General features: G+C 55.6%; 23 protein-coding genes and 1 tRNA gene. 11 read left to right on the plus strand and 13 right to left on the minus strand.

The features are described from left to right. Positions 1–253 precede the first annotated feature (253 nt). The 6 genes from HNQ38_RS04270 to HNQ38_RS04295 form a co-directional block, all read right to left on the minus strand. Positions 254–345 (minus strand) — tRNA-Ser (locus tag HNQ38_RS04270). 281 nt (positions 346–626) lie between these two features. Then, positions 627–767, minus strand: a complete 141-nt coding sequence (locus tag HNQ38_RS04275) for a hypothetical protein (protein ID WP_183718169.1) — start codon at positions 765–767, stop codon at positions 627–629. Positions 768–779: 12 nt separating this feature from the next. Further along, positions 780–1550, minus strand: a complete 771-nt coding sequence (locus tag HNQ38_RS04280) for an enoyl-ACP reductase FabI (RefSeq protein ID WP_183718170.1) — start codon at positions 1548–1550, stop codon at positions 780–782. Positions 1551–1905: 355 nt separating this feature from the next. Further along, positions 1906–2787: a phosphoribosylaminoimidazolesuccinocarboxamide synthase gene (locus HNQ38_RS04285; protein WP_183718171.1), complete on the minus strand. Its 882-nt coding sequence runs from the start codon at positions 2785–2787 to the stop codon at positions 1906–1908. Between the two features lie 26 nt (positions 2788–2813). After that, the gene (gene hisD, locus HNQ38_RS04290; protein ID WP_183718172.1) at positions 2814–4118 is read right to left on the minus strand and encodes a histidinol dehydrogenase; all 1305 of its coding nucleotides are present in this window, start codon (positions 4116–4118) and stop codon (positions 2814–2816) included. A 132-nt stretch (positions 4119–4250) separates the two neighbouring features. After that, complete coding sequence (locus HNQ38_RS04295) at positions 4251–5525, minus strand: hypothetical protein (RefSeq protein WP_183718173.1); 1275 nt, start codon at positions 5523–5525, stop codon at positions 4251–4253. 334 nt (positions 5526–5859) lie between these two features. On the opposite strand from HNQ38_RS04295, the gene grpE reads away from it, so the two are divergent. Then, the gene (grpE, locus tag HNQ38_RS04300; RefSeq protein ID WP_183718174.1) at positions 5860–6483 is read left to right on the plus strand and encodes a nucleotide exchange factor GrpE; all 624 of its coding nucleotides are present in this window, start codon (positions 5860–5862) and stop codon (positions 6481–6483) included. Positions 6484–6846: 363 nt separating this feature from the next. Here the strand turns inward: grpE and HNQ38_RS04305 are convergent, their stop codons facing one another. The 5 genes from HNQ38_RS04305 to HNQ38_RS04325 all read right to left on the minus strand — a co-directional run bounded on the left by HNQ38_RS04305 (position 6847) and on the right by HNQ38_RS04325 (position 11458). Next, positions 6847–7920 carry an HD domain-containing phosphohydrolase gene (locus HNQ38_RS04305; RefSeq protein ID WP_343060085.1) on the minus strand — a complete coding sequence of 358 codons (1074 nt, stop codon included), beginning with the start codon at positions 7918–7920 and terminating at the stop codon, positions 6847–6849. After that, positions 7917–8513 (minus strand): PqiC family protein, encoded by a 597-nt coding sequence (locus tag HNQ38_RS04310; protein WP_183718175.1) that lies wholly within the window; start codon positions 8511–8513, stop codon positions 7917–7919. Before HNQ38_RS04310 ends, HNQ38_RS04305 begins: the two co-directional genes overlap by 4 nt. After that, a complete protein-coding gene (locus HNQ38_RS04315; RefSeq protein WP_183718176.1) occupies positions 8513–9481 on the minus strand; it encodes an MlaD family protein in 969 nt (322 codons plus the stop codon). Before HNQ38_RS04315 ends, HNQ38_RS04310 begins: the two co-directional genes overlap by 1 nt. Continuing rightward, entirely contained in the window at positions 9478–10317 is an 840-nt protein-coding gene (locus HNQ38_RS04320; RefSeq protein WP_183718377.1) for an ABC transporter ATP-binding protein, read from the minus strand. The genes HNQ38_RS04315 and HNQ38_RS04320 overlap by 4 nt, the downstream gene beginning before the upstream one ends. 88 nt (positions 10318–10405) lie before the next feature. Further along, a complete protein-coding gene (locus HNQ38_RS04325; RefSeq protein ID WP_246387982.1) occupies positions 10406–11458 on the minus strand; it encodes an MlaE family ABC transporter permease in 1053 nt (350 codons plus the stop codon). 163 nt (positions 11459–11621) lie between these two features. Here HNQ38_RS04325 and HNQ38_RS04330 point away from each other — a divergent pair, with 163 nt between their 5' ends. The 3 genes from HNQ38_RS04330 (at position 11622) to HNQ38_RS04340 (ending at position 16581) form a co-directional block, all read left to right on the plus strand. After that, complete coding sequence (locus tag HNQ38_RS04330; RefSeq protein WP_183718177.1) at positions 11622–14390, plus strand: DNA polymerase I; 2769 nt, start codon at positions 11622–11624, stop codon at positions 14388–14390. 663 nt (positions 14391–15053) lie between these two features. Beyond that, entirely contained in the window at positions 15054–15899 is an 846-nt protein-coding gene (locus HNQ38_RS04335) for an AraC family transcriptional regulator (RefSeq protein ID WP_183718178.1), read from the plus strand. A 40-nt stretch (positions 15900–15939) separates the two neighbouring features. Beyond that, a complete protein-coding gene (locus HNQ38_RS04340) occupies positions 15940–16581 on the plus strand; it encodes a LysE family translocator (protein ID WP_183718179.1) in 642 nt (213 codons plus the stop codon). Positions 16582–16813: 232 nt separating this feature from the next. Here HNQ38_RS04340 and HNQ38_RS04345 read toward each other — a convergent pair whose 3' ends face one another. Beyond that, on the minus strand, positions 16814–17599 hold the full coding sequence (locus HNQ38_RS04345; protein ID WP_183718180.1) for a translation initiation factor 2: 786 nt from the start codon (positions 17597–17599) through the stop codon (positions 16814–16816). Between the two features lie 3 nt (positions 17600–17602). After that, positions 17603–18844, minus strand: coding sequence for an HD domain-containing protein (locus HNQ38_RS04350; RefSeq protein ID WP_183718181.1), 1242 nt, complete (start codon positions 18842–18844; stop codon positions 17603–17605). 261 nt (positions 18845–19105) lie between these two features. Between HNQ38_RS04350 and rplM the strand changes: the two genes are divergently transcribed. From rplM to HNQ38_RS04385, 7 genes are all read left to right on the plus strand, one after another. Continuing rightward, positions 19106–19540: a 50S ribosomal protein L13 gene (gene rplM / locus HNQ38_RS04355; RefSeq protein ID WP_183718182.1), complete on the plus strand. Its 435-nt coding sequence runs from the start codon at positions 19106–19108 to the stop codon at positions 19538–19540. A 13-nt stretch (positions 19541–19553) separates the two neighbouring features. Continuing rightward, complete coding sequence (gene rpsI / locus HNQ38_RS04360; protein ID WP_183718183.1) at positions 19554–19946, plus strand: 30S ribosomal protein S9; 393 nt, start codon at positions 19554–19556, stop codon at positions 19944–19946. Positions 19947–20117: 171 nt separating this feature from the next. Continuing rightward, on the plus strand, positions 20118–21911 hold the full coding sequence (locus HNQ38_RS04365) for a YcaO-like family protein (protein WP_183718184.1): 1794 nt from the start codon (positions 20118–20120) through the stop codon (positions 21909–21911). Positions 21912–22030: 119 nt separating this feature from the next. Then, positions 22031–23176: an ABC transporter substrate-binding protein gene (locus tag HNQ38_RS04370; protein WP_183718185.1), complete on the plus strand. Its 1146-nt coding sequence runs from the start codon at positions 22031–22033 to the stop codon at positions 23174–23176. Between the two features lie 135 nt (positions 23177–23311). Next, entirely contained in the window at positions 23312–24205 is an 894-nt protein-coding gene (locus tag HNQ38_RS04375) for a branched-chain amino acid ABC transporter permease (RefSeq protein WP_183718186.1), read from the plus strand. After that, a complete protein-coding gene (locus tag HNQ38_RS04380) occupies positions 24205–25245 on the plus strand; it encodes a branched-chain amino acid ABC transporter permease (RefSeq protein ID WP_183718187.1) in 1041 nt (346 codons plus the stop codon). Before HNQ38_RS04375 ends, HNQ38_RS04380 begins: the two co-directional genes overlap by 1 nt. Next, the gene (locus HNQ38_RS04385; RefSeq protein ID WP_183718188.1) at positions 25242–26063 is read left to right on the plus strand and encodes an ABC transporter ATP-binding protein; all 822 of its coding nucleotides are present in this window, start codon (positions 25242–25244) and stop codon (positions 26061–26063) included. Before HNQ38_RS04380 ends, HNQ38_RS04385 begins: the two co-directional genes overlap by 4 nt. Positions 26064–26104: the final 41 nt, after the last annotated feature.

The raw sequence follows: 26104 nt of genomic DNA on the forward strand, positions 1-26104 counted from the left end.
TGGCGTGGCAGCTTTGATCATGTGCCTTCAGCGCGGTGGGGCAATCCATGCTGAATAACCACACTGAGCGCAATAAGTCCTTGGGTGTAAGAACTTGAGGGCCGCAGAAATTACCTTCTTAGCATTGGATTGGAGTGAACAGGGACGCAATAGACGATTTTTGAGGGCGTCACGAATTAAATCACGAATAGTGACGATACAACAAAAAAAGAAGGTTTCATGACTGCTCATGAAACCTTCTAATCATTCAGTGTGGCGGAGAGGGAGAGATTCGAACTCTCGGTACGCTATTAACGTACACACGATTTCCAATCGTGCTCCTTCGACCAGCTCGGACACCTCTCCGCATTGCTTTGTCGTGCAAAGCCGAACCTGTATATGGCATATGCACGGAGAACGCAAGTAAAAAATGGTAAAATTATGTGCTAATTCCGCTCAATCATTTGTCACTTGCCCGAAGAGTCCTCTTCAGGCGGCGTTTTTTCGCCATCAGCCTTTTTTTCTTTCCTCCGCCGGAGGGGTGGCAGGCGAAAGCCCATTCAACAGATGCCGCCGCCAGTTTTGACCAGCATCCAGAAGAGGCCTCCCACAACAGCCACCGTTAGCAAGATTTTTATCAACATTGCCTAATCCTGCTTTGGGTGGTCTCTCTTTTTGCGTTCTTCTTCCGTCCGTTTTTTTTCAATTTTGGCCGAACGGTAAAAAACCCAGAGCCCCAGGGCTGAAATCACAGTGATAGCTAATGCATTGAGCGTCAGGTTGCCCATAATTCATCACCTTTAGGCGGTTGCGCCAACCTTGCTGAACCCGCTGTCGACATAGAGGATCTGTCCCGTCACAGCATGGGCGAGATCAGAAGACAGGAAGGCCGCCACGCCGCCAACATCGGCGGTGGTCACATTGCGCCGCAACGGCGAATTGCTTTCCACCATGTTGAAAATATCCTTGAGGCTCGACACTGCTGAAGCAGCCAGCGTTTTGATGGGCCCAGCGCTGATGGCATTGACGCGCACGCCCTTGGGGCCAAGGTCATAAGCCAGATAGCGCACAGAAGCTTCCAGAGCTGCCTTGGCGACGCCCATGACGTTATAGCCGGGGATAATCTGCGTGGAGCCATGATAGGTCATGGTCAGCACAGAGGCGTCATCGGTAAACAGCGGCTCAAAGGCGCGGCACAGCCCGGTAAGGGAGTAGGCCGAAACATCAAGGGCAAGCTTGAATCCGTCTCGCGAGGTATCAATAAAACGGCCAGTAAGGTCGTCCCGGTTGGCAAAGGCCACGGAGTGTACCAGGATATCCAGATCGCCCCATTTTTCTTTAACAATGGCGGCGGCATTTTCAATCTGCGCGTCGTCACAGACATCGCACTGGAACGTGAATTCTCCGCCCAGTTCTTCGCTCAGAGGTTCCACACGCTTTTTGATTGCGTCGCCCACATAGTTAAAGGCAAGGCGTGCGCCCTGGGCCTTGAGAGCGGCGGCAACGCCGTAAGCGATACTTCTATTGTTGGCTAATCCCATTATAAGGGCTTTCTTTCCTTGCAGCAGCATGGGTCCTCCTAGGAGAATGCGGGCCAGCCATGACCGGCATAAGGTTGTTTTCACCGCTTTGTGCCCGAAGGCGGGGCGGTTGTAATAAATACTGTTGCGGAAGCGTTTGTGGGGTATGTTGCCCGCTATGCATTCCGAATATGTTTGGTAGAGGCGTTTTCTGAGAAAATCGTCATGGTAATCCGCGTGTCTTGCCCAATAGCGATTTTCATTAGAGTAGGTCTACCGTGCCATGCTACGGTAAAAACAGTACATGGCCGCAGTCTTGTTGTGCGCGCAGAAACGAAAGCTCTGTGCGTTGCAAAAGCCTGTCAGCTGGCGCGCCGCAGATAAAAACGGCGCGCCAGAAGCAAGTTTATTTTGTAAGAATATCGTAGGCTTCTTTGTATTTGTCAGCCGTGGCTTTAATAATGTCTTCTGGCAGTGGCGGCGGCGGGGGCTGCATGTTCCAGGGCTGTTTTTTAAGCCAGTCGCGCAGGTACTGCTTGTCAAAGCTGGGCTGTCCCTGGCCGGGCTTGTATTGGTCGGCAGGCCAGAAGCGCGAAGAATCCGGCGTGAGCACTTCATCAATAAGATGCAGTTCGCCGTCAATCATGCCGAATTCAAACTTGGTGTCGGCCACTATGATGCCACGGCCAGCAGCGTAAGTGCGGCCAGCTTCGTAGATCGCCAGCGACGTTGCTTCAACCTTGCGGGCCATGTCTTCGCCCAGAAGGCGGGCAGCGGCAGCAACGCTGATGTTTTCGTCATGCTCGCCCAGCTCCGCCTTGGTGGAGGGGGTGAAGATGGCGGGCTCAAGCTTGTCGGATTCACGCAGATTGGCGGGCAGGGTGTAGCCGCACAGGGAACCTGTGGCCTGATAGTCCTTCCAGCCGGACCCGGTGATATAGCCGCGCACGATGCATTCCACCGGCAACGGGCTGGCCTTGCGCACCAGAACGGCGCGGCCTTCAAGTTCGTCTTTCCACGGGGCCAGCGCAGCAGGAAAACGGTTTACATCGCTTTCAAGCAGGTGGTTGGGAATGATATGCTTGAACTTGTCCATCCAGAACAGGGTGATCTGGTTCAGGATCACACCTTTGTAAGGAATGGGTTCGTCCATTATCACGTCAAAGGCCGACATGCGGTCTGTGGTGACAATGAGCAGGGTTTTTTCGTCCACGTTGTAGATGTCGCGAACCTTCCCGCGAGAGAGCAAGGGATAGGCGCTGATATCTGTCTTGACCACAACTTTCATGAGGGCTCCTGATACTGTCAGCCGGATTATTTTTTTGCGCGTGCTTCCACGCTGCGGGCGTGCGCCTCAAGCCCTTCCATACGGGCAAGAGCGGCGATGGCCTGCATATTTTGCTGCAAAAATGTCGATGAGGCGGCAACAATGCTGGTTTTTTTGCAGAAGGTCTGCACCGAAAGGGCTGAAGAAAAACGTGCCGTGCCCAGGGTGGGCAGCACGTGGTTCGGCCCTGCAAAGTAGTCGCCCACAGCTTCGGGGCTGTGTTGGCCCATAAAGACGGCCCCTGCATGGCGGATGTAGGGCAGCACTGCCCACGGATCGCGCGTGCAGATTTCCAGATGCTCCGGCGCCACCATATTGGCCACGGCAACAGCCACGCTCAGGTTGGGAGTAACCACGATGGTTCCCCATTCTTCAAGCGAGCGGGCAGCGGTGGTGGCTCTGGGCAGGGCCATGCACTGCTTGTCCAGCTCCTGACGGATGCTTTCGGCCAAGCGCTGGTCGTCGGTGACGCAGATGGCAGAAGCAAGCGTGTCGTGCTCTGCCTGGGAAAGCATGTCAGCCGCGATCCATGCGGGATTGGCGGAAGAATCAGCCAGAATGAGAACTTCGCTGGGGCCAGCGATCATGTCGATGCCGACCATGCCTTGCACCAGGCGCTTGGCTGTGGTCACAAAGATATTGCCAGGGCCGGCAATAACATCCACCGGGGCGATGCTTTCCGTGCCCGAGGCCAGGGCGGCAATGGACCATGCCCCGCCCACGCGGTAGACTTCTTCAATATCCAGCAAATGCGCAGCAGCCAGAATATGCGGGTTGACGCTGCCGTCTTTACGCGGGGGGGTACAAATGGCAAGGCGGGGCACGCCAGCTACCTGCGCGGGAATCGCGCACATGAGCAGGCTGGAGATCAGGGGCGTGTTGCCGCCCTGGCCTCCGGGAACATAAAGCCCCGCAGCGTCCATTGGCAGAACGTGCTGCCCCAGAATGCTGCCGTCTGGCCTTGTGGTAAACCAGGACTTTTCCAGTTGGGCCTCATGAAAGGCCCGGATATGGGCGGCAGCCTGGCTGATGACTTCTCTGTTTTCGATGGGAACAGTGGCGGCGGCTCGGGCTATTTCCTGCTCGCTTACAAGAAGCGGCGGCGCAAAGTCCGGGCAGTCAAAATTGCGGGTATATTCCACCAGGGCTTCGTCACCCTTTTCGCGCACAGCGGCTATAATGTCGCGTACGGCGCTTTCCACCCCGTCACCTGGGTTGTGACGCCCTTGCAGCCATTGGGCAAGCTTGGGCCACTCCTGCTCATTATGCAGTGTCAATGTCCGGCATGTCATAGTATTTTCCTCACCTCGGTTGGAGGAATATACAGAAGGGCCGGATGAATGTCGAGGCTCCACCACGCGCAAAGGCAACAGCGGCAGAGGTTCGGAGTTCCAAAGTAGTACGGGAAATCTGTTTTTATTTACTCAGGGTAAAAGCGGGGCACGCGAGCATGATGGAATTCCCGAAGCTGCCAGGGCATCGTCATGCGGGGTTAGGGGTTGGGCCCGCATTTTAGACACTGTGGCAATATAGGCGAGCGCTGAAAGACATTGTTCACGAAGCTGCGTGGTAAGGGCGTCTCGACGCTCGCGCTCTGCGGTCAAATGAGCCTCTTGATGTTTTTGAAAATTGAGCAGCCAGGCCGTGGCCTTGTTTGAAGCAGCAGCCAGTCCCTGGGGCTCAAGAGGATGCAGATCCTTGGCGAGTTTTGCCGCCTGAACAAAGTGTTTTTCTTCTGTGTTCATCTGGTGAAGCGGCATGAACGCGCACTTGGCGTACCTCAGAACATCATTAAGATTCACAGGCTTGATTTGAGGGAGCGGCCTGTCTGCCAGTAAAAGACCATTATCCGCTTCATCCAGAGCACGGCCAATCTGGGTGTAGGCATAGGCGTCTTCCAAATGTGCCTGGGCATTTCCAGACACCAGTATTTCATAAACAGCATCGCCAAAAGCGTGGGCATATCCTTCGCTCATCGCTATGGAAAGATACTGGCGTGCCTTGGATTCATTGGGTGAATCGGGCAGGGTGTAGCCGCATTTGTCTCCGCCAAAACGGTACCAGCGCGAGATTTCATGCGCAGCCGGGGCATATCCGGCGTCAGCCGACAGCAGCAGCCATTGCAGGTTTGTTCCTGTGTTCCAGCGGGTCGCATAGGCATGCATGGATTTGGGGTCACCAAGAAAAGCTCCACGGGTGTAGGCACTGCGCGTGTTGCCCATGCCTTCTCCATAAAGAGCCAGTCTGGAGTATACCCAGCCGGGAGACGTATATTTGGTAGCCCATTCAAGCCAAAAGGCCGCGGAACGCATAAAGGCAGGAATGCCGGGGTAGGCGGTTGCCGGTGTTGCAGAGGCGCATTGCGCGCGTATGACCAGGTCGGCCATAGCCACGGGGTTGCCTTGCAGGGCCTCCGTCAAAACAAGCAGATACTGTGCTTCAGACTGGCATCCTACATACTGCGGTTTGGGCGTGGCGCTGCCGGGTGGCGCAACGTACCAGTCCGGGTCTTCCACAACGGGAGCTGTGACTTGAAGATTTTGAGGCAGAGGACGAACGCAGTATGCCGGGTCCTTGCTTGTGCACGAAAGCTCTGGAAGCAGCTGCAGCCCTAGTTTGGGCGTAAATAGTAATTCTTCTGCCTGTAACGGTAGGGGAAGAAGAATAAAAAGGATAAAAGCAAGTGCGCACCATGACATCGAAGAGCCTCCTGTGTAGAGTGGACGGGCAGAATTAGGGGCACGCTGAGTCAGGAGCATTGAGTTCGCCATTTTATCAATAGTAACTAATAGCATTCAATGTGAACAAAAAAAACCGTGAACAGCTAAAATATTTAATGACCATAGCCAGTTGGCTGAATTTTTAAGCAGTTCAAGATGTCGTGCAATTTAAATACTGTAATGTCTATTTGTAAACTTATATTTCAAATTGTAAAAACGTCAAGTGGCTGTGTAGCCTTGACAGTCGGGAAGTGGGAACTTAGTTAACTCAAATGAACGCACTGCCGAAGGGTGGAGCGATTTGGGAGGAATCATGCAGCGTCACAAGATGCAGAAGTCTTATGGAGAGGCCGCGCCGACGGAAGACGAATTTTCGGAGGGCAGCCTGAATTTTTGCAATCCTGATGATATTCAGGATATAAATGGCGTGATGGACTCCGTCTCGCTGGACGATATGCCCGATGTAAATTTTGCGCAAAGCGCCGAGCCTTCTGCCGCAGAAATTGAAGCACGTTGCAAGGCTGAGGCTGAAGAAAACCGTCTGCGCATGGCCGCCGAGATGGATAATTTTCAAAAGCGCCTGAAGCGTGAACACGAAGAACAGATACGTTACGCCGCTGAAAAGGTTTTGAGCGATCTGCTGCCAAGCCTTGATAATCTTGAGTTGGCATTACAGTATGGCAGTACCAATGAAGTGTGTAAGGATATGGTGCAGGGCGTTGCCATGACGCACAAGCTGTTGCTTGAAGCTGTAAGCAAGCACGGTTTGACCCCTGTGGGTGAAGAAGGGGACGAATTTAGTCCTGCTTTGCACGAGGCCGTGGGCTTTGATGCCCGGCCCGAATTCGCACCGGGATCTGTGACGCGTGTGCTGCAACGTGGCTACAAATTGGGTGATCGCCTGTTGCGCCCGGCAAAGGTTATGGTTAACCCCTGACGTTGCATGACACGCAGTACCAGGGTTGTTTCCGACATAAAAACTGGTGCGCGAACATGTCTTCAGCATAAACCCGCCTCTGCCTGAGCAGGCAAATATAGAAAGGCCGTGTCCATCGGATATTTCCGGCAGACACGGCCTTTCTGTTGCGCAAAATTTTGATCGGTCTGGAGTTTTTTACTTTGAAAAGATTTTGCGACTGCGTGAGCAGGCATCGGCTGCGGCGTAAGTGCAGCTTCAGCTACTGTTGTCATGCGTCTGTACAGGGCAACGGGGTTTATTTATTTGCTCGGCTGAACGTCGCCGCAGGTGTGGTCCAAACGTTGAGAACGTCGATTCGCAGCGCCTGCCTGCGCAACTGCATTAATCGCTGTACCGCTCGGCAATGGCTTTAAATTCTGCCTGAATGGCTCCAAACGCTTCCACAATTTCTGGGTCAAACTGGGTTCCCTTGCCATCAAAGATGATTCGGGCGGCAGTTTCATGCGGCATGGCTGGCTTGTACACCCGCTGGCTGCGTAAGGCGTCATAGACGTCTGCCAGACTCATGAGCCGGGCAGGAAGGGGAATTTCTTCCCTTTTGAGCCCGCGTGGATAGCCTCGCCCGTCCCACCGTTCATGATGGCAGTAGGCAATATCGCAGGCCATTTTCAGAAAGGAATCTTCGCCCAAAAATTTATCAGCAGCGGCCAGAACAGCTCTGCCGTGGGCAGTGTGTTCCTTCATGGCCTCGTACTCGGCATCTGTGAGCGGGCCGGGCTTGTGCAAGACGGTATCGGCAATGGCAACCTTGCCCACATCATGCAACGGGGCGGAAAGATAAAGCCATGAAATGGCGTCTGCATCGAGAATGTTGCGGTATTTTGGCTGCTCCGCCATATGCAGGGCTAGAGCCTTCACATAGTTTTGCGTGCGCTTAATGTGTGCGCCTGTTTCAGTGTCGCGCCATTCCGCCAGCGTGGCCATAGCGTGAATTGTGGCTTCCTGCGTAAGGGCAAGCTGGCGGGTGCGCTCGTGTACCAGCTCATTGAGATGGTCGCGGTAGCGCTTGTATTTCAGCTGATTGGCCACGCGGTTGCGTACCAGAGATGCGCGAAAAGGTTTGACGATGTAATCCTGCGCCCCCAAAGAAAGCCCGGTTGCCTCGTCCATTTCTTCATTTTGCGCGGTAATGAACATGATGGGGATATCGCGCGTGGAGCGTTCTTCCTTTAACTGGCGGCATACCTCGTAGCCATCCATGCCAGGCATGATGACGTCCAGCAGAATAAGGTCCGGTTGCGGCGTGCCAATGGCCAGACGCAACGCGTCCGGCCCGTTTTTGGCAAACATGATGGTGTAATCCGTGCGCAGGGTTTCGCTCAGAATACGCAGGTTTTCCGGCGCGTCGTCTACCAGCAGAATGCGGCTGCGTTGCGCTGCCGCCGTCAAACTCACTGCTTGCCCCCCGTAAGGCCGGGTAAACGCTGGGCCAGGTGTTCCGCCATTCTTTGCACAAGGCGGCTTTCCGCGGCAGTAAGCACATCATAGCCCTTGCCAGTCACGGCTTCTTCATCAACAACAATGCCCCGTGCGAGCACATCGTTGAACTTGTTGCGCAGGGTCCAGCGCACGTCCAGTACGGCTTTTTGGTCAAAATTGCCGTCAAGCCGCTGTATGTCCAGATAGAGGACGTAGTCGGCAGTGGATTCGTCTCCGGCGGGCAGTATGTTGACGCCGCTTTGCAGCATGGGCCGGGTAAGAACCTCGCGCGTGACACGGCGCACGCCGTGGCTCAGGGGTTCGCCCCAACTGTGAAACTGGGCAACAATGAGCTGGGTGGATTCGCCCACGCGGCTCACTATACCGTCACGGTCCAGATACTCCGGCACATTGACGGGAGCCACCCGCAAGCTTTTGGTGGGCAGGCTGTCGGCAGAAACGGGTGTCAGGCGGCTCTCCAGCAGGTAGTAATTGGTTGGCGTGCTGCGTCCGCAGGCGGCCAGCAAAACCGTGAGCGCCAGAAAAGTATACAGGATTCGGCGTTGCATCAGCGTTTTCCTTGTCTGCCCATAATCAGGGCCTCAGGGTTACGTTCAAGCATCTGCGCCACATTGCGGATGGCGCGCAGGGTTTCTATGCTTTCCTTGATCAACTTGTGAATGTCGTTAACCGTTGGCGAATCTCGCCCAAGCAAGCCTTGAGCAGAAGCCGTCACTACACGCAGCTGGTCTGCGGCCTGGCTCATGCTCTCCAGAGCGGAGCGCAGCGTGGCAAGGGTGGCGGGCAGTTGATTGTCCACAGTGCCCACAGTCTTGTTGAGCTTTTGCAGGATACTATCGGCATTCTGGCGCAGGGCGCTGTTTCTGAGAATGCCGTCAAGTTCTTCAAAGGTTCGCGTAAAGGCTTGGAGGCCGCGTCCAAGGCTGTCGTCAGCCAGAGATTGAGCCAGGTTTTGCAATATGCTGTCCAGCGCTCTGGCCATTGATTCCAGCGGCAACTGTGAAAGCGTGGTCTGCAATGTGTCGATGGGGGAAGGGATGGTGGGAATTTCCGTGTCTGGCGTGCCCGAACGGAAGACCGCCGGCGTGCCGGGAAAAAAGTCCAGTTCAATACGGTACTGGCCCGTGATGAGGCTTTGTAACTGTAAACGGGCACGCAGGCCGCGCTGTACCATCCGGCGCACAATTTCTTCGCGCACGGATTCAGAAATGGGAGCCGAACCTCTGGCGCGCACAAAACTCTGTTCATCAATGCGGATGTAGACGGGGATGGTAACGTTGGAATCCCGCGTGTTTGCCACAAGGTTGATGCGCGTTACGCTGCCCATGGGCACTCCGCGAAACACAACCGGGGCTCCTGTAGAAAGGCCGCTGACAGAGCCGTCAAAGTAAAGCACATACTCCATGTCGTTGCTGAACAGACGGCCCCCGCCCAGCACAATAAATCCCAGAGCCAGGAGGGACAATCCCCCCAAAACAAAGGCTCCGACTGTAGTTTTATATTTTTGTGAACTCATATGGCCGTTCCTTTGTCCGGCGTGGAAACACCGGTCTTTTCCGTCTGCTCGGTTTCGGCATGGTTGCGTTCGCCTCTGGTCAGGAAGAGCATGGCGCTGGGCGCGGTATCAGAGGCGTGCAACAGTTGGTGCGGATTGCCACAGGCAGCTACCTGACGGGTTTGGGCATCCAGAAAGATAAGATTGCTGGCAATGGCGTAGATGCTGGCCAATTCATGAGATACGATGACAAAGGTTGTCCCCAGGCTGGCGCGCAACTCCAGAATAAGATCATCCAGCAAGCGCGAGCTGACAGGGTCAAGCCCGGCAGAGGGTTCGTCAAGAAAGAGAATTTTGGGGTCCAGGGCCAGAGCCCGGGCAAGTCCGGCGCGCTTGCACATGCCGCCGCTGATTTCTGACGGGTAGTAGTCTTCAAAGCCTGCAAGGCCAGCCAGGGCCAGCTTGAGTTTGGCCTGTTCCCGTATGGCCTCATCGCTGAGGTCCGTATACTGCTGCAAGGGCAGGCCCACGTTTTCCGCCAGCGTCATTGAACTCCACAGTGCCCCGCTTTGAAAAAGCACGCCTGTTTCACGCACCAGTTTGCGGCGCTGGTCTTCATTGCTGCCCCAGAAGTCGGTTTGACCATAAAAAACTGCGCCAGATTGTGGGGATTTAAGCCCCATAAGCACCCGAAGAAGCGTGCTTTTGCCGCAGCCCGAACCGCCAGTTATGAAAAAAATATCCCCGGCGTGCACGTCAAATGTCACATCGTGCATGAGAACGTAAGAACCGTAGCCCACTTGCAACTGATTTACGCTGATGCGCAAGTCCTGCTGACCGGGCTGGCCTGACTGCATTTTTTCTTCCGTTTTGGCAATCGGCAGATTCTGGGGAGTTTCGCCTGAGGCGACGGATTGGGAGGGCATCATATTGTGGTCGGCCATTTTAAATGTCCAGCACATTGCAGATGACAGTTATCACCGCTGTGGCCACAATAATGCCCACAATGGCGTGCACCACGGCTGTGGTGGTAGCCAGACCTACGGCCTGGGCGCTGCGTCCGCAACGCATACCCTGGTAGCAGCCAGTTATGGCGATGATAACGCCAAAAATAGTGCCGTAGGTAAGACCGATAAATACATGCTTGTAGGGCACCATCTGCATGGTGGCGTTGACATATTCCATAGGGCTGATGCTCAGCATGGTCGTGCCCACGATGTAGCCGCCCACAACGCCCATAAGGTCGGCATAGAGCGTCAGCAAGGGGATCATGGCCGTCAGGGCCACCACACGCGGCAGAACAAGAAAATCAATGGGCGAGATGCCAAGGGTAGCCAGGGCATCCACTTCTTCATTGACCTGCATGGTGCCTATAAGGGCGGCATAGGCCGCGCCAACCCGGCCAGCCATAACCACGCCCACCATAACAGCGCCCATAACACGCAGCATGCCTATGCCCACAAGGCCCGCCACGTAGATTTGCGCGCCAAACTGGGTAAGCTGCACTGCGCCCACGAAGGCCAGAATAAGGCCGAAAAGCATGCTGGTTATTGAAATGATAGGCAGCGCCTGTACGCCGCACTCTTGCATGGCGGTCAGCAGGTCCTGCGGGCGCATTTGAGAGCGGCCCGTTATCAGGCGGCCCAGCGCCAGGGTTATATCACCCACAAAATTTAAAAAATCGGTTACGCGCGGGGGCAGGTCAATGGTAGCTTGCCCTACACGCTGCACGAAATTGAGTTCTTCTTTTTTACGGTCAGAACCCGCTTTTGCGGGCACGGCAAAGGCCAGTTTAAGCAGGCGCTCAAGGCCGTCTGGCAGCTGGTTTTGCGGGGTTATCTGGCGGTCGTTGGCTGCCTTGGTCAACTGCACAAGAAAGACCAGCAGGCTACTGTCCCAGGTCTCAAGCTTGTCGGTTTCAAGGCAAAGTTGTTTGATGCTCTGATTTTTTAGAGTTTCGATGGCGGCTACAGCCTCAGGGGGCCATGCTGTATCCATATTCCAAGAGCCCCCCACGCTGACGCGGAGAAGCGATCCTTGAGTAGAAGCTGTCACTTGCGGACTTGTTTCCATCGATATAGTATACGCATAGCCCAGTTTATACGCAAGAGCCATATGCGCAAAGCGCATGCAGGCTTTCACCCTCAACCCACGGTCCGTCATGTCTTTAAAGAATCGCCTTGATCTTGCCGCCGAACCTGTTTTTTTGATGGATGGCTCTGCCTTCATCTACCGGGGCTTTTTTGCCAATAGAAACATGCAGCGTTCCGACGGGTTTCCCACCAACGCCCTGGTAGTGGTAACTCGCGTGCTTATGCGCATTTTGCGCGAAGAAAGACCGCAGTATTTTCTTTTCGTCAAGGATGGCAGAGGCAAGAATTTCAGGCATGATATTTTTCCCTTGTATAAGGCCAACCGCGATGCCACCCCTGATGATCTGATCCGTCAGATGGAACCTATCGAGCGCATGGTCACTGCACTTGGCATGAACCTGGAGATTTCCGACGGCTGCGAGGCCGACGACTGCATAGCCTCCCTGGCCGCGCGCCTGTCAAAAGAGCGCCCGGTGATCATTGTCAGTGGCGACAAGGATCTCAAGCAATGTCTTGGCCCCAACGTCTTCATGTGGGACCCGGCGTTCAAGGAAGAAAAACTGCTTTCCGCGGCCCAGTTTACGGAAGAAAGCGGGCTTACTCCGGCCCAATGGCCCGATGTGCAAGCCCTAGTGGGGGATACCAGCGATAATATCCCGGGCGTGCCGGGTATCGGCCCCAAGACCGCTGCCAAAATTTTTGAAATATGCCCCAGCCTTGAGGATATCCGCGACCATTTCGTTCTGTTGCCGCCCAAGCTGCAAGACAAGCTGCGCAGCCATCTGGATGAAATGTTTACCTGGCGCAAGCTCACCACGCTGTCGCTGGACGTTTGTACCGGACTTGAACTGGGTGATTTGCTGGTGCGCCCCATTGACGCGGAGAGTTGTGTTGCCCTGGCTGAAGAGTTTGAACTTCATGCCTTGCGCCGCGAAATGGCTTCATTGGAGCGGATGCAGCTTTCCGGCCAGCCTGCGGACGCGAAGGAAGCGCCAAAGACCCATGCGCAGAATGGCAGCAGGCGCGCTGAAGCCAGCGTGCCTTTGAATGAGGGTAATGAAGGCAGTGAAAGCGCGCGTGGAGTTTCCACAGCCTCAGCGCAACAAGGAGCTTCGGCCCAGCCTCCAAGAGGAGCGGGCGCGCAAATGAGCCTTCTTGATGTGGCCGAAGAAAAAGTGGCTCCTCAGGTGGGCACGGCTGCAGACCTTTCAGATTGCCGGGGGCTTGATGTGGCCCTTGTGTGGCCCAGGGGCACGGGAGCTGCGCCTCATGCGGCTGTGGCTGATGGCGAAGACATTTGCTGGACTGGCGGCGTGGACGATCTGTGCCGCTGGGCCGCTGACGCCCGGTGCATTGTTACGCCTGATATAAAGAGCCTTTTGTCCGTTGCCCCCTGCTGGCGTGAGCTTTTGCAAAAAAAATCGCCGGATTTCTTTATGGATCTTGGGCTGGCCGCCTATCTTATCAACCCGGAAGAAAGCGATTACGGCTGGCCGCGTCTGGCTGTGCACTGGGGCGGCCCCTTGCGGGCAGACGGTCCCGGTCCTGCGCAGCTTGCCTTGCGTATGGCAGCGGTGCTTGAGTCCCGCATGCAGCAGGATGGCCTGCTGGAGCTCTATAAAAAGCTGGAACTGCCCCTTACCCCTGTGCTGTCAGATATGGAAGGGCGCGGCATAGCAATTGACGCTGGGGCATTTGAAACATTTCTTACAGATGTGCAGTCCCAGCTGGACAGGCTGACAGCCGAAGTTTACGCGGTGGCTGGCAAGGAGTTCAATATCCGTTCGGCTCAGCAGCTTGGGGACGTGCTTTTCAGTACACTTGAGCTTCCCTCGCCGCGCAAAACCAAGGGCGGGCAGGCTTCTACCAGCCAGGAAACCCTTGAAAAGCTGGCGGGCCGTCATCCCGTGGTGGACAGTATTCTTCAGTTCCGCAAACTCGAAAAAATGCGTTCCACATATCTTGACCCTCTGCCGCGCCTTATGGACAAGCAGGGGCGCGTTCACACCACCTTTAATCAAAAAGCTACGGCCACGGGCAGGCTTTCATCGAGCAATCCGAACTTGCAGAATATTCCTGTGCGGGGCGAGCTTGGCAAGCGCATGCGCTCCTGCTTTATTGCCGGGCCGGATCTAGCGCTTGTTTCTGCTGACTACTCGCAGGTGGAACTGCGTGTTTTGGCGCATATGTCGCAGGACGAGGCATTGCTTGAAGCCTTCCGCAAGGGCGAGGACATTCACGCCCGCACAGCCGCTCTGGTTTACGATTTGCCCTCCGAAGAAGTGAGCGCAGACCAGCGCCGCAATGCAAAGACCATCAACTTTGGCCTTATTTACGGCATGGGGGCGCAAAAACTGGCTCAGGAACTGAAGATTACCACAAATGAAGCCAAGGAATTCATTGCCCGGTACTTTTCACGGCTCACGGGCCTTAAAGAATTTTATGAGTCCGTTGAAGCCACGGCAAAACGTCAGGGCTTCGTCACCACGCTTGGGGGACGCCGCCGCCTTTTGCCCGACATTCATTCGGCCAATGGGCAGGCATATGCTCTGGCCCGGCGGCAGGCCATAAATACTGTCATTCAGGGGTCGGCAGCTGACGTCATCAAACTGGCCATGCTGGCTGTGGCAGGTGATGCCCAACTGCGCGACAGCAAAGCGCGCCTGCTTCTTCAGGTACACGACGAACTTCTGCTGGAAGTGCCGCAGGCAGCGGCACAAAGGGCTGGAGAGCGCGTCGCCGAGCTGATGGGTGCGGTCATGCCGGGCAATGAACCTCTTTCAGTCCCCCTTGTGGTTGATTGGGGGGTGGGAGATAACTGGGGCTCCGCTCATTAGAGTAGATTCGCTTTGAAATTGCTTACAATTTCAAAGCGTGGATTTAGCCGAAAACGCGGTTTTCGGCTAAATCCACGCCGCGTTGCGGCGGGCGGCTCGGTCTACTCGCCGCCGAGCACTTCAACATTTTTGGCGTTGAAGTGCTCCAGACAGTGCCGACAGGAGCGCCTTTCCAGTTATCTCTGGGTCGAACTTCTCCTTTTATTCCGGTCGAGTACCAGTAGAGTATGCTCCCTGCATAAAAGGCTCGCTCTCCTTGATATAACTGGAAATCCATCTCGTGACGGCACTGTCTGGATATAGAATGTCAACAGGTTGTTCCCCCTCTTCCCAGTCGATAAAGCTGGTGTCCGCAAACAACAGCAAGCCGAATGAAGACGAGGGGAACAACCTGTTGGAACACTACATCTAGAACAAAGTAACGTTGGAATGCTTCACCTTTCAACGTTGCCATCCTGTCGAAAATGCAAACTTCGGCAGAATCCATGTTGGATTCCGGTGCGCTACACGTTCATGCAGCACTAGAGCAAAATAACGCTTTCAAAGGTAAAAATACCCTGGTTGCAGGCGTGCTGTTTCTGCCATAACTTTTGCCATAATTTCTAAGAACAACCCCCATATTTCTAAGAACAGCCCCCATCCACCTCTTACTCCGGTAGAGCCATGCGGCACCATACGCCAATTGCCGTGCAGACCTTTGCAGCCCCGCAGTCCCTCCCTTTTGTGGAGGTGCGCACTACCTTGGGCAGTGTGCAGCCATATGCGGAGCACTTCCATTCCAGCCTGTCGCTGGGGATGATCCTTGAAGGGCGCACGCGCTTTAAGCTTCACGGCCAGCTCCATAGCCAGACGCATGAGGCAAAAGAGGGCGATCTTGTGCTCATCGGGCCAGGCGTACCCCACAGCTGTAACCCCGTGGGAACGCAATGCCGAAGCTATCACATGGCCCATGTGGATTCCCGCTGGTTTGTGCAGAACGTCTGCCCGGTGTTAGCTTTGCCAGAAGACTATGAAGTGGCGCTGCCGCTGATATGTGACCGTGCGCTGTTTGCCTGCGCCCTCAATATCGTGCAAGCAGTGGTCGACGGTCAGGAGAGCAGCGAACAGGCGTTGCAGGCATTTCTGGTCAAGTTGCAGAGCGAGTATCACTGCTTCAAGGCCGCCACAAAACATTCTTCAATTACGGCGCAATTTCTGCCTGAGGAAGAAGAGGACAGCTTGGACACTGAGCGTCATGCGGTAGCCCAACTGGCGAAAAAATCCGGCCTGTGCCGCGAAAGTTATTCCCGCGCTTTCAGGCGCGGTGCAGGGCTTCCCCCAGGGAGCTATTTGCATTGCTTGCGGCTGGAAAAAGCCCGCCGCCTGCTGCGCCAGGGCAAAAGCATTGCTGATGCCGCCGTTGCTGTGGGCTATGCAGACCAAAGCCATTTGCACCGCATGTTCGTGAAGTTTTATTCCGTTACACCCGGCTGCTACCGCAGAGGCGGGTCACATTCGTACAAGAAATAGTCTGCCGGAAGAGTAGGGTCTGTGTTGGAGGCAAAAGCTCATGACACAGATTCTTGCGGAATTTATTGCTCCTACCTTTCCTGCTTTGGCATTGGCGCACTTTATGGCCTTGCTCAGTCCCGGGCCGGATTTTTTTCTGGTGGTGGGGCACGCAGTGCGGCGTGGCTTGCGGGGAACAGCGTTCATCTGCCTTGGCATCGCTTTGGGCAATGCCCTCTATATTGCTCTGGCCATTTCGGGCTGGTCGTTTGTGCGGCAGTGGCCGTGGCTTTACCGCTGCGTGGAGCTGGCGGGGGCGGGCTATCTTTTGTGGATAGGCTGGGCTCTTGTCCGGTCAGGGCGGCAGCCAGCAGATTTGCGCCTCACTGTGGCCGCTCCCCTTGCCGCTGGCAGGCAATTGCTCACAGGGCTGGCATCGGCCTTGCTTAATCCTAAAAATGCCATTTTCTACCTCACCCTCATGACAACCATTATGGGGTCTGCCGCCAGTTTGAAGCAGCAGCTTTTTGCAGGCGCGTGGATGGCGGGGCTTGTGTTTGCCTGGGATGCAGGGCTTGCCGCTGCCATTGCCCATCCTGCCGTGCAAAATATCTTGCGTAAGCGATTGGGCCTTATCGAAATTCTGGCAGGGGCCTGCCTTATGCTGATGGCAGTATTGCTTGTGGCAATCCCCTTGCTGTAGTGGTGGCGGCAAATCCGCTCCACTGAAACAGGCAGGGCTATGTGGGCATGACAGAGCAATTGTGGGGATACGTTACGCTGCGTTACAGGCGGGTTGCCAGCAGGGCATACTGGCGCAATGGCAGTGCTTCTTGTTTCAGCAGTTGTATCAGTCTGCTGTGGAGTGGGGGGGCGTTCTTGCGGCAGGGTTTTGCCCGGAGCAGAACCCATTAAAAAAATATCCGCTATTGCGGCTACTTGCGCAATACGGTGCGCAAAGTCTCTGCCTGTGGGCCGGTAAGGCCTTTGAGCCTTTGCTCCACACGGCTTTGCACAGCCTCATGGCGGGGGCTCATTTCATATAATGACGCGGCGGCGGTTTGGCTTACAGGAAAGGCCGGGTCATTTTGACGGCCGCTGGAATTGAGATCCGCATAGCGCAGGGCCGCGTCAATGATGGCGTCCAGGTAGGCAACATTGCCTGAAGCTGTATATGCGGCCCAGTACATTTGAAGGACAGTTTTCTCGCTGGTGATATCCCATTGCAACAGGGGCGTGGGGTTCAGGCGTATTTGCTGTAAAAGCACGGCATCGCGCTGGTCCAGCAACTGGTTCATAAGCGCGGCCTCGTCCGTGAGCTGCGCCAGATGCACAGCCCAGGCCAGGGTGCGCTTGCCATCTCTGCTCAGCGTGGGAACCTGCGCCAGCAGGGTCTGGCGGGCTGTGGATTCTGACTTGAGCGTTTCAGCAAGAAATGCGGCCAGTGTGAGCTGCTTTTGCCGATCATAAAGAACGTTCTGCGCGTCAAAAGTGCGAAGAATACCCGGCAGGGTTTCAGCCCTTTTTTCCTTATAATAGTACTCCATATCTCTCGCATAAAATGAAAGATTTTTGGAGACGGTGAGAGCAAAAGCATCCTGGCAGGGCATAAACCAGAGAGCCAGCGCGAGAAACAGGGTACGCAGGGCAAGCCGCCTTGAAGGCGCAACGTTTGACATCTGGTACTGACGGGCAGCGAAAAAGCTTGTGATAATCGGCATGGGCTAGTCAAAATCCGCCAGAAGGGCGTCCAGTTTGAGGCAGGTGAGGGGGCTTTGGCGCAAAAAGGTCAGCAGACGAACGCGGGCCTCAAGAAGGTGCGGTGAAGAAACGCCGTTGCGGATGGAGCTATGGGCTTCAAGAAAGGCTGCGAGATTGTCGCAATCCTTGATGAGGCGTCCGTCCTTGGGATCAAGGTCGTCATAGTTGCATTCGCGCTGGAGAACGTCGAAGTCAGGCACTTTTTCTATTTTCCCGTTGCGGCAAACGCATTCCTGAAATTCAGACTGCACATTAAGGCCCAGATAGTAAGATATGCGTTCCACCAGCGAAGTAAAACCCTGCTGGCGCAAGGGAGCAAAAATGCGGCGCTCCAGCTCTTTTTCTTCGTATTCTTTAATGATTTTGGGTAAATCTGCTATGGAGCGCTTCACTGGCGAAATGATGTCGCGGGTAAGCACTTCCGGCAAATCATGAAAAAGCCCGCAAAAGAAGTTGTTGTTGGCCCGTGCGCGGCACGCATTTACAGACAAACTGAAAAAATAGGCAAAGCTGGCCACAATGAACATGTGCCCAAGAACCGAAGTGGCGGGAATGCGTGGGGCCTGGGTCCAGCGAATCTGAAAGCGCAACTGCCCGCAGAGGTTGGCCAGCCTGAGAAGGGCAGTGCCCGGTTGGCGCATTTGTTCCAGACCCTTCAGATCGCGAAAACTGTCCAGCCGATCTACAAACGATTGGCCGATGTCATCCATTTCATCGTCAAAAGGGCTGTTGAGCGGCTTGATGAGATTGAATTCCCACTGTGAGGCGTAAAGATGGGCTGCGGTGAGTATGCGCCGGGAAAGGCTGTCTTCGTCAGCGTTGTGGTGCCAGTGGCACATGCGCTGCCAAAATGAACCCAGAGGCGACAGGGCCGGTTGCAGGCTGTCAAGCACATGCTCTGTCAATTGGCGGTGCTGCTCGGGATTTTCTTTGATGCGGTAAAAGATGGGCGGTTTGATATCGGTGATGATGAGCCGGTAAAAGTAGTCAAACAGGCCACCTTCTATGATTTCAGAGGCAAGGTTTACGCGCTCTTCTTCAGACATGTGGCGTGAGTTTTCATGCCACAACACACAGGCCAGCAACATCTTGTGTGCCTGCTTGTCTGTTTCAAGCAGTTCCACCGGGCGCAGCTTGTCGTTCCAGCGTAAAAGGTATGCGCCTGAAAAAATCAGTTGAAGCAGGCTCTTGCGAATGTCCGCCATATTTTCTCCGGGTGTGGGTCGGAAAAACAGTTGGCAGTATAGGGGTAGATGGGGTAAAGCTCAAGGGCTTCATGCCACGGCCCGATTTTACGGCCTTTGGGTGCATAATAGTGCAACGGCTCTTGACAGTGTCTGGCGTTTGCCGTATTGAAGCCATCTTTACTGCGATAAATATCGTCACCCCCGTTCGACGGCTATCGCGCAATGAACTTTTTTGCAGCCAACGGCTGCTGATATTTGCAGATGTGAGGAGTCATTCCGATGAAGACGTTCAGCCCCACCCCCAAAGACATCAATCGCGAATGGTTCGTGGTTGACGCTCAGGATCAGGTGCTCGGCCGTCTGGCTAGCCAGATCGCCCACCGCCTGCGCGGCAAGCATAAGCCGGAGTTCGCCCCGCATATGGATAACGGGGACTTTATCGTGGTAGTTAACTGCGAAAAGATCAAGGTCACCGGCAACAAGCTGGCCGACAAAAAATACTACCGGCACTCTGGCTGGGTTGGCGGTCTTAAGACCACCATCCTCGGCGATGTGCTCGCTGACAAGCCCTCCCGCGTCCTGATGGCCGCCGTGAAGGGCATGCTGCCCAAGAATCGCCTGGGCCGCGCCATGCTGAAGAAACTTAAGATTTACGCCGGGTCCGAGCATCCGCACACGGCCCAGAATCCCCAGCCGCTGACGCTGCCGCATTAAGGAGTAGAATGCCATGAGCGAGAAATTTGAATACGGCACCGGCCGTCGCAAGACCGCCACGGCGCGTACCCGCATCTATGCCGGCTCCGGCGGCATCACGGTCAACGGGCGTTCTTTCGAGGATTACTTTCCCCGTAAGACCCTGCAGATGATCATCCGTCAGCCTTTGGTGCTTTCCAAGCTTGCCGACAAGCTTGATGTGCGCATCAATGTAGCTGGTGGCGGTGTGACTGGTCAGGCTGAAGCTGTGCGCCACGGTATTTCCCGTGCCCTGCTGATGGTTGATCCGGCCCTGCGCCCCATGCTCAAGAAGGCTGGCTTCCTCACCCGCGACGCCCGTAAGAAAGAACGTAAAAAGTACGGCCTGCGCGCTGCCCGCGCCCGGTACCAGTACTCCAAGCGTTAATACGCCTTTCGAAAGCCCTGCCTGTCAGGGCTTTCGTTTTATTTGGCGGGCCGCTTGCGGCCCGCCTTTTTTGTACTGTCATGCGTATAGTGCTTTTGCGCTGGTATTTTCCCAGTAAAAGTGTATGTTGTGTGGAATATACCTCGCCTCAAACAGTCAGAGAGAGTTGACATGACCAGGGATATTCCCCTTTCTTCCGGCCAGTTGCCTGTGCTTGAGTATGCCTATACGCATGAGCAAACGCAGGCCACCACTGGATATTTTTCATGCGTGCCGCCCGTTGATCTTGGCTTTGACGCAGCATTGGAACGCCTTGAAGCCGCGCCGATGGACGATTTTCTGCATCAGCATATTTTGCGTCTGCTGAGTGCTGAAAAAACCGAAGAACTGGCGCGTCTGGCGGCCTCGTGCTACGATGCTGCCCAGAATGTCTTTAGCAGGCCCGTACTGGCGGCCTTGTTGCTTGAATGCGCTACGTTGCTGCCGCAACATGCCGATGCCTGCGCGGGCTTTCCCGCAGATGCCGCTGTTCGTTTGGCCTCTTCCAGCCCAGCCTTGTATCTGCGTGCGGTCAGTCAGCCTGATGCAGACGCAAGCGCTGCCTGGAGTGAGCTGTTCCGCAGCAATATCTGCGACCACCACGCGCTGCCGCGCCCCGATGAGGCCGGAATTTTGCCACTGTTTTCGCAGGAAGAAATTGCAGCGGCTGCCCAAGATATGGCAGCCAATGCGGGTAGTTTGTCCCGGCAGCATGCGCGCTTGTCTGCCAATCCCGCAGCGGCCTGGGAACGCCCGCCAGCGCAGGAGACATTTCTGCGCGCGCTGGATGCGCTTATGGAATCAGCTACAGTCGACGGGCCTGAAATGCGGCACGAAGCCTCACTTTCGCCCATTGCCCTGTTGCGGTCCTGGCAGGTGGATATTGAGGTGCATAGCGGTGCGGTCAAGCATCACCTGCACGGCAAGGCCACTGCCTACGGGCGGGGAATGTCGCTGGCAGCCGCCCGTGCTTCCTACGCAATGGAAATTGTTGAGAGAGCCAGTACCTATGTAAGTGTTGGCCCAATTGAAGACGGCGGTACGGGGGACGCCGGGCAGGTGCTGCACCGCAAACATCCCATGCCCCTCCTCAAGGCGCGGCTTTCCGAATTGCAGCTGCAGGGCAGGGCGGTCCTTGATCCCAATGTTCTGCCCATTGAGGCTCCGTATTTGGATGCCTCCCTGCATTGGATCAGCGCCGTGAACACGGATGGAAATGAAGTGCTGGTTCCGGCTCAGGCGGTCTTTTTGTTCTGCAATCTTGATGAGCCTGCCCTGTTTCTGGCTGGCGGCTCAACGGGGCTTGCCTCGGGCAACACCTTGGATGAAGCCAAGCAGGCGGCCTTGACCGAAATTTTTGAGCGGGATGCCGAGGCCACCACGCCTTTCAGCCGTTCACGCTGTTTTATTCTGAAAAGCCGCGACGCCCGCATGCAATCCTTGCTGGACGATTATGCGGCTTGCGGCATCAACGTGCAGTTTCAGGATATTACTACGGAATTCGGGCTGCCCGTGTATCAGTGCTTCGTTATGGGGCGCGACGGCAGCGTCGCCCGTGCCACTGGCGCAAACCTGAATGGTTCGCGCGCTGCTCTGGCTGCTCTTACTGAAACTCCGTGGCCGTACTCCACGGCGCAAACGACGCGTCCCCAGCCTTCCGGTCCCGGCCTGGCAGGACTGCCGGTGCGGTTTCTTGAAGATTTGCCAGACTACAGCCTCCCTTCGCCCGCTGACAATTGCCGCCTTTTGGAAGCTGTGCTGTGCGACCACGGCAGAGGCCCGCTTTATGTGGACATCAGCCGCAAGGATTTTGACCTGCCCGTGGTGCGGGCGATTGTTCCCGGTTTGGCCCTCACGGGTGAGTGGGACCGTTTTTCACGCCCTGGCAAGCGGCTTTTTGCGCGCTATGCCAGCCTTTTTGCCTGATTTTTATACGGTCATGGGCTTTTCTGAATTGCAGGCCATGCACAAGTTGTTTATAGTGCTGGCCTAGTGGCCCGCCCTTTGGCGCAGCCCTGCCAACACAAAAAACCTGGAGGGAAAGGATGAAACTGGGAAAACTTTTTGCAGCGCTGGCCGGACTGGCGCTCACCCTTGGTTTTGCCGGCCAAGCGCCTGCCGCTGATGCCGCTCCTATCAAAATCGGCGTATACCTTCCCCTGACCGGACAAAATGCCTTTGGCGGCCAGCTTGAACTTGAAGGCGTGCGTCTGGCCCACAAGGAAATGCCCACCGTTTTGGGCCGCCCCGTGGACCTGGTTGTGGTGGACAACAAGTCTGACAAAGTCGAAGCCGCCAACGCCGTGAAGCGCCTTGTGGAGCGCGACAAGGTTGTGGCTCTTATCGGCACCTACGGTTCCTCCTTGGCTATGGCTGGTGCGGAAATCGCCGAAAAAGCCAAGGTTCCCGGCGTGGGCACCTCCTGCACCAACCCCCTCGTGACCCAGGGCAAGAAGTACTACTTCCGCGCCTGCTTTATTGACCCCTATCAGGGCGCCGCTGCGGCCACCTATGCACGTGAAAACCTGGGCTTCAAAAAAGCCGCCGTGCTGATGGATATGACCAATGACTATGCCGTGGGCCTGTCCAGCTTCTTCACCAAGTCTTTCAAAAAGCAGGGCGGCGATGTTGTCGCCACGCTCAAGTACAGCTCCGGCGACCAGGACTTTACTGCCCAGCTTACCGAGCTGATCTCCAAGGATCCTGACATCGTTTTCATGCCCGCCTACTTTGCTGAAGGCGCCATCATCATGAAGCAGGCCCGCGAACTGGGTGCGAAGTTCCGCCTTATGGGTGCGGACGCTATGGATAACCCCGACACCCTCAAGCTCGGCGGCAAGGCTGCTGAAGGCTTCCTGCACACCACCTTCCCCTATGACCCCGCCATGCCCAACATGAGCGAAGCCGCCAAGCGCTTCACCGAAGCCTGGAAGGCCGCCTATCCTGACAAGGAAACCAACGTTAACGGCGCTCTTGGCTACAATACCTACTTCCTTATTCTTGACGCCATCAAGCGTGCCAATTCCGCCGAGCCCCAGGCCATTGCCAAGGCTCTGGCCGAAACCAAGGATCTGCCCACGGCTCTTGGCCTGCTTTCCATCAATGCCTCCCACGACGCTGAAATGCCCGTGGGCATCATTGAATACAAAGATGGCAAGCGCGAATACGTGGGCGAAGTAACGCCTAAATAAGCTCGTTGTTTTTTCCCGGCCCCGCGGTGCATGCGCCGCGGGGCGCTTTTTCTCTTTTTTGCCGCTGTTCAGGCGGAAAGGGCACCTGTGCCCTTTATTCCGTCGCTATCCTGAACGGCAGCTTGAGGTGGCCACATGAGCCTTGACATGTTTTTGCAGCATTGTTTTAACGCCCTTACCCTGGGGTCGCTCTACGCGTTGATAGCCATCGGCTATACGATGGTGTACGGCATTTTGCGCCTTATTAACTTCGCCCACGGCGACATCTTGATGATTGGCGCCTACTTTGTTTTTTTCGGCACCTTTGCTTTCGGCTGGCCCTGGGGTGTGGCCGCCGTGGTTTCCGTTGCGGGTGCAAGCTTGTTGGGTGTTGCCATTGAAAGGGTAGCCTACCGCCCCTTGCGCGACGCCCCGCGAATTTCGGCGCTCATAAGCGCTATTGCTGTCTCCTTTTTTATTGAAAGTCTGGCAGTAGTGATTTTTACCGGTCAACCGCGCCCCGTGCTGCAGCCCGACTGGCTGGTTTCAGAGTGGCATATCGGCGGCCTGCGCATTCTGCCGCTCACGGCTCTTGTGCCCTGTATGACCGTTGTTCTTGTGGGCATTCTGCTGTTTGTGGTTTACCGCACCAAGCCGGGGCTGGCCATGCGCGCCATTTCCAAGGATATTGAGACTACGCGCCTTCTTGGGGTAAGGGTGGACAACATCATTGCCCTGACGTTCTGCATAGGCTCGGCTCTGGCCGCCGCATCTGGCATCATGTGGGCCTTGCGTTATCCTCAGGTGCATCCCTATATGGGCATCATGCCGGGGCTTAAAGCCTTTATTGCCGCTGTGTTCGGCGGCATTGGCTCCATTCAGGGCGCTGTTATCGGCGGTGTGGCTCTGGGCTTTGTGGAAATCATGACCGTGGCCTTCATGCCCGAACTTTCGGGCTACCGTGACGCATTTGCCTTTGTGCTGCTTGTGCTTGTGCTCTTTTACAAGCCCACGGGCCTGCTTGGCGAACGCACGGAGGAGAAGATCTGATGCGCCTGAACAGCAGCACGATTTTGAGCATACTGGTCATGGCCTTGCTGGGCTGCGCGGTCTGGCAGGCTGAGTTCTTTCTTGGCGACTACGAGATTTACATCGCCAAGCTGATCTTCATCAACGCTATCCTGGCCCTTTCGCTCAACCTCATTTACGGATTCACGGGGTTATTTTCCCTTGGGCACGCTGGCTTTATCGCCGTGGGTGCCTATGTTTCGGCTTTATGCATTTTGCCGCCGGAACAGAAGGAAATGATGTGGATTCTTGAGCCGATGATCTGGCCTTTCTCTGAACTGTTCACCCCCTTCTGGGCGTCGGTTTTGGCTGGCGGGGTAGTCGCCACCATATTTGCCTTTTTCATTGCCGTGCCGGTACTGCGCCTTGGTGATGACTATCTGGGCATTGCGACTCTTGGTTTTGCCGAGATCATCCGGGTGCTCATCGTCAATGCCACGCCAATAACCAACGGCTCTCTGGGCATCAAGGGCATACCTGGTCACGCCACGCTGCTGATTTGTTATGGCTGGATGCTCTTTACCCTCATTGTGCTCGCCCGGCTGGTATTCAGCAATTACGGCAACGTGCTGCGCTGTATACGCGACAACGAAATCGCGGCCAGCGTTATGGGCATCAATGTGTTCTGGAACAAGGTGCTTTCGTTCTGCATCGGCGCATTTTTTGCCGGGGTGGGCGGAGCCTTGCTGGGCAGCCACCTTTCCACCATTGACCCGAAAATGTTCAACTTCCTGCTGACCTTCAACGTGCTTATGTTTGTGGTCGCTGGCGGTTTGGGGTCACTGACGGGCAGCCTTCTTGGCGCTACTGTCATTACCGTTCTGCTGGAATGGCTGCGCGCCATCGAGGAACCAATGGACATTTTTGGGCTGTTTGAAATTCCCGGTATTCCCGGCATGCGCATGGTGGTCTTTTCGCTTGTGCTGCTGTCCATCATTCTGTTCCGGCGCGAAGGTATTATGGGCACAAGAGAATTGACCTGGAAGCGAATAGGCGCGTTTTTGAGGAGGCACAAGGCATGAGCGAATTCATTCTGCCCCGTCCCCCGCATTATGAAGGCGCGCTGCTGGTTGCCAAGGACGTAACCATGCGGTTTGGCGGTGTAACTGCCGTGAGCGAGCTTTCCCTGGCGTTGCCCAAGGGAAGCATTGCGGGAGTCATCGGCCCCAACGGTGCGGGCAAGACAACTGCCTTCAACGTGTTAAGCGGGTTCTACACGCCTCAGGAAGGTGAGATCACGCTTGACGGACAGAACATCAAAGGGCTGAAACCCTATGACATCTGCCGGCGCGGCATGGCCCGTACCTTTCAGAATATCCGCCTTTCGCAGCACATGACCGTGCTTGAAAATATCATGGTAGGCTGTCATGTGCGGCGGCACTGCCCCTGGTGGATGGCTCCCTTGGGATTGCCCGCCTTCTACCGCGAAGAAGCCGCCATCAAGGAAAAAAGCCGCCTGTTGGCCGAAAGGGTAAATCTTGGCGATCACCTTGATGATCTGGCCAGCAGCCTGCCCTATGGGGCGCAACGCCGCCTTGAAATCGCCCGCGCTCTGGCCACCGAACCACGCCTGCTCTTGCTGGACGAGCCCGCTGCGGGCATGAACCCGCAGGAAAGCATTGAGCTCATGCACTTCATCGGCCATATCCGTGAAGAATTCGACCTGACCATTCTGCTCATCGAGCACGATATGAAGGTCGTTATGGGTGTATGCCAGTATATATGGGTTATGGAATACGGCGCCCTTATTGCGGAAGGCAATCCGGAAGATATCCGAAACAATCCCGTGGTCATCCGCGCCTATCTCGGCGAGGACATGGGTTCGGGCGGCATGTTTTGATGTGCGGCCATAATGTTGCCATGATGGCTGGAGAAATAATG

The sequence above is a fragment of the Desulfovibrio intestinalis genome (assembly GCF_014202345.1).
In the GTDB taxonomy this organism is placed as follows: Bacteria; Desulfobacterota; Desulfovibrionia; order Desulfovibrionales; family Desulfovibrionaceae; genus Desulfovibrio; species Desulfovibrio intestinalis.

Coding starts and splice junctions, on each gene's coding strand:
- HNQ38_RS04335 (WP_183718178.1), top strand. CDS start 15,054: ATGCGGCACCATACGCCAATTGCCGTGCAGACCTTTGCAGCCCCGCAG.
- rpsI (WP_183718183.1), top strand. CDS start 19,554: ATGAGCGAGAAATTTGAATACGGCACCGGCCGTCGCAAGACCGCCACG.
- grpE (WP_183718174.1), top strand. CDS start 5,860: ATGCAGCGTCACAAGATGCAGAAGTCTTATGGAGAGGCCGCGCCGACG.
- HNQ38_RS04345 (WP_183718180.1), bottom strand. CDS start 17,599: ATGCCGATTATCACAAGCTTTTTCGCTGCCCGTCAGTACCAGATGTCA.
- rplM (WP_183718182.1), top strand. CDS start 19,106: ATGAAGACGTTCAGCCCCACCCCCAAAGACATCAATCGCGAATGGTTC.
- HNQ38_RS04370 (WP_183718185.1), top strand. CDS start 22,031: ATGAAACTGGGAAAACTTTTTGCAGCGCTGGCCGGACTGGCGCTCACC.
- HNQ38_RS04275 (WP_183718169.1), bottom strand. CDS start 767: ATGGGCAACCTGACGCTCAATGCATTAGCTATCACTGTGATTTCAGCC.
- HNQ38_RS04340 (WP_183718179.1), top strand. CDS start 15,940: ATGACACAGATTCTTGCGGAATTTATTGCTCCTACCTTTCCTGCTTTG.
- HNQ38_RS04380 (WP_183718187.1), top strand. CDS start 24,205: ATGCGCCTGAACAGCAGCACGATTTTGAGCATACTGGTCATGGCCTTG.
- hisD (WP_183718172.1), bottom strand. CDS start 4,118: ATGACATGCCGGACATTGACACTGCATAATGAGCAGGAGTGGCCCAAG.
- HNQ38_RS04285 (WP_183718171.1), bottom strand. CDS start 2,787: ATGAAAGTTGTGGTCAAGACAGATATCAGCGCCTATCCCTTGCTCTCT.
- HNQ38_RS04310 (WP_183718175.1), bottom strand. CDS start 8,513: ATGCAACGCCGAATCCTGTATACTTTTCTGGCGCTCACGGTTTTGCTG.
- HNQ38_RS04365 (WP_183718184.1), top strand. CDS start 20,118: ATGACCAGGGATATTCCCCTTTCTTCCGGCCAGTTGCCTGTGCTTGAG.
- HNQ38_RS04315 (WP_183718176.1), bottom strand. CDS start 9,481: ATGAGTTCACAAAAATATAAAACTACAGTCGGAGCCTTTGTTTTGGGG.
- HNQ38_RS04385 (WP_183718188.1), top strand. CDS start 25,242: ATGAGCGAATTCATTCTGCCCCGTCCCCCGCATTATGAAGGCGCGCTG.
- HNQ38_RS04350 (WP_183718181.1), bottom strand. CDS start 18,844: ATGGCGGACATTCGCAAGAGCCTGCTTCAACTGATTTTTTCAGGCGCA.
- HNQ38_RS04325 (WP_246387982.1), bottom strand. CDS start 11,458: ATGGATACAGCATGGCCCCCTGAGGCTGTAGCCGCCATCGAAACTCTA.
- HNQ38_RS04320 (WP_183718377.1), bottom strand. CDS start 10,317: ATGCAGTCAGGCCAGCCCGGTCAGCAGGACTTGCGCATCAGCGTAAAT.
- HNQ38_RS04330 (WP_183718177.1), top strand. CDS start 11,622: ATGTCTTTAAAGAATCGCCTTGATCTTGCCGCCGAACCTGTTTTTTTG.
- HNQ38_RS04280 (WP_183718170.1), bottom strand. CDS start 1,550: ATGCTGCTGCAAGGAAAGAAAGCCCTTATAATGGGATTAGCCAACAAT.
- HNQ38_RS04295 (WP_183718173.1), bottom strand. CDS start 5,525: ATGTCATGGTGCGCACTTGCTTTTATCCTTTTTATTCTTCTTCCCCTA.
- HNQ38_RS04375 (WP_183718186.1), top strand. CDS start 23,312: ATGAGCCTTGACATGTTTTTGCAGCATTGTTTTAACGCCCTTACCCTG.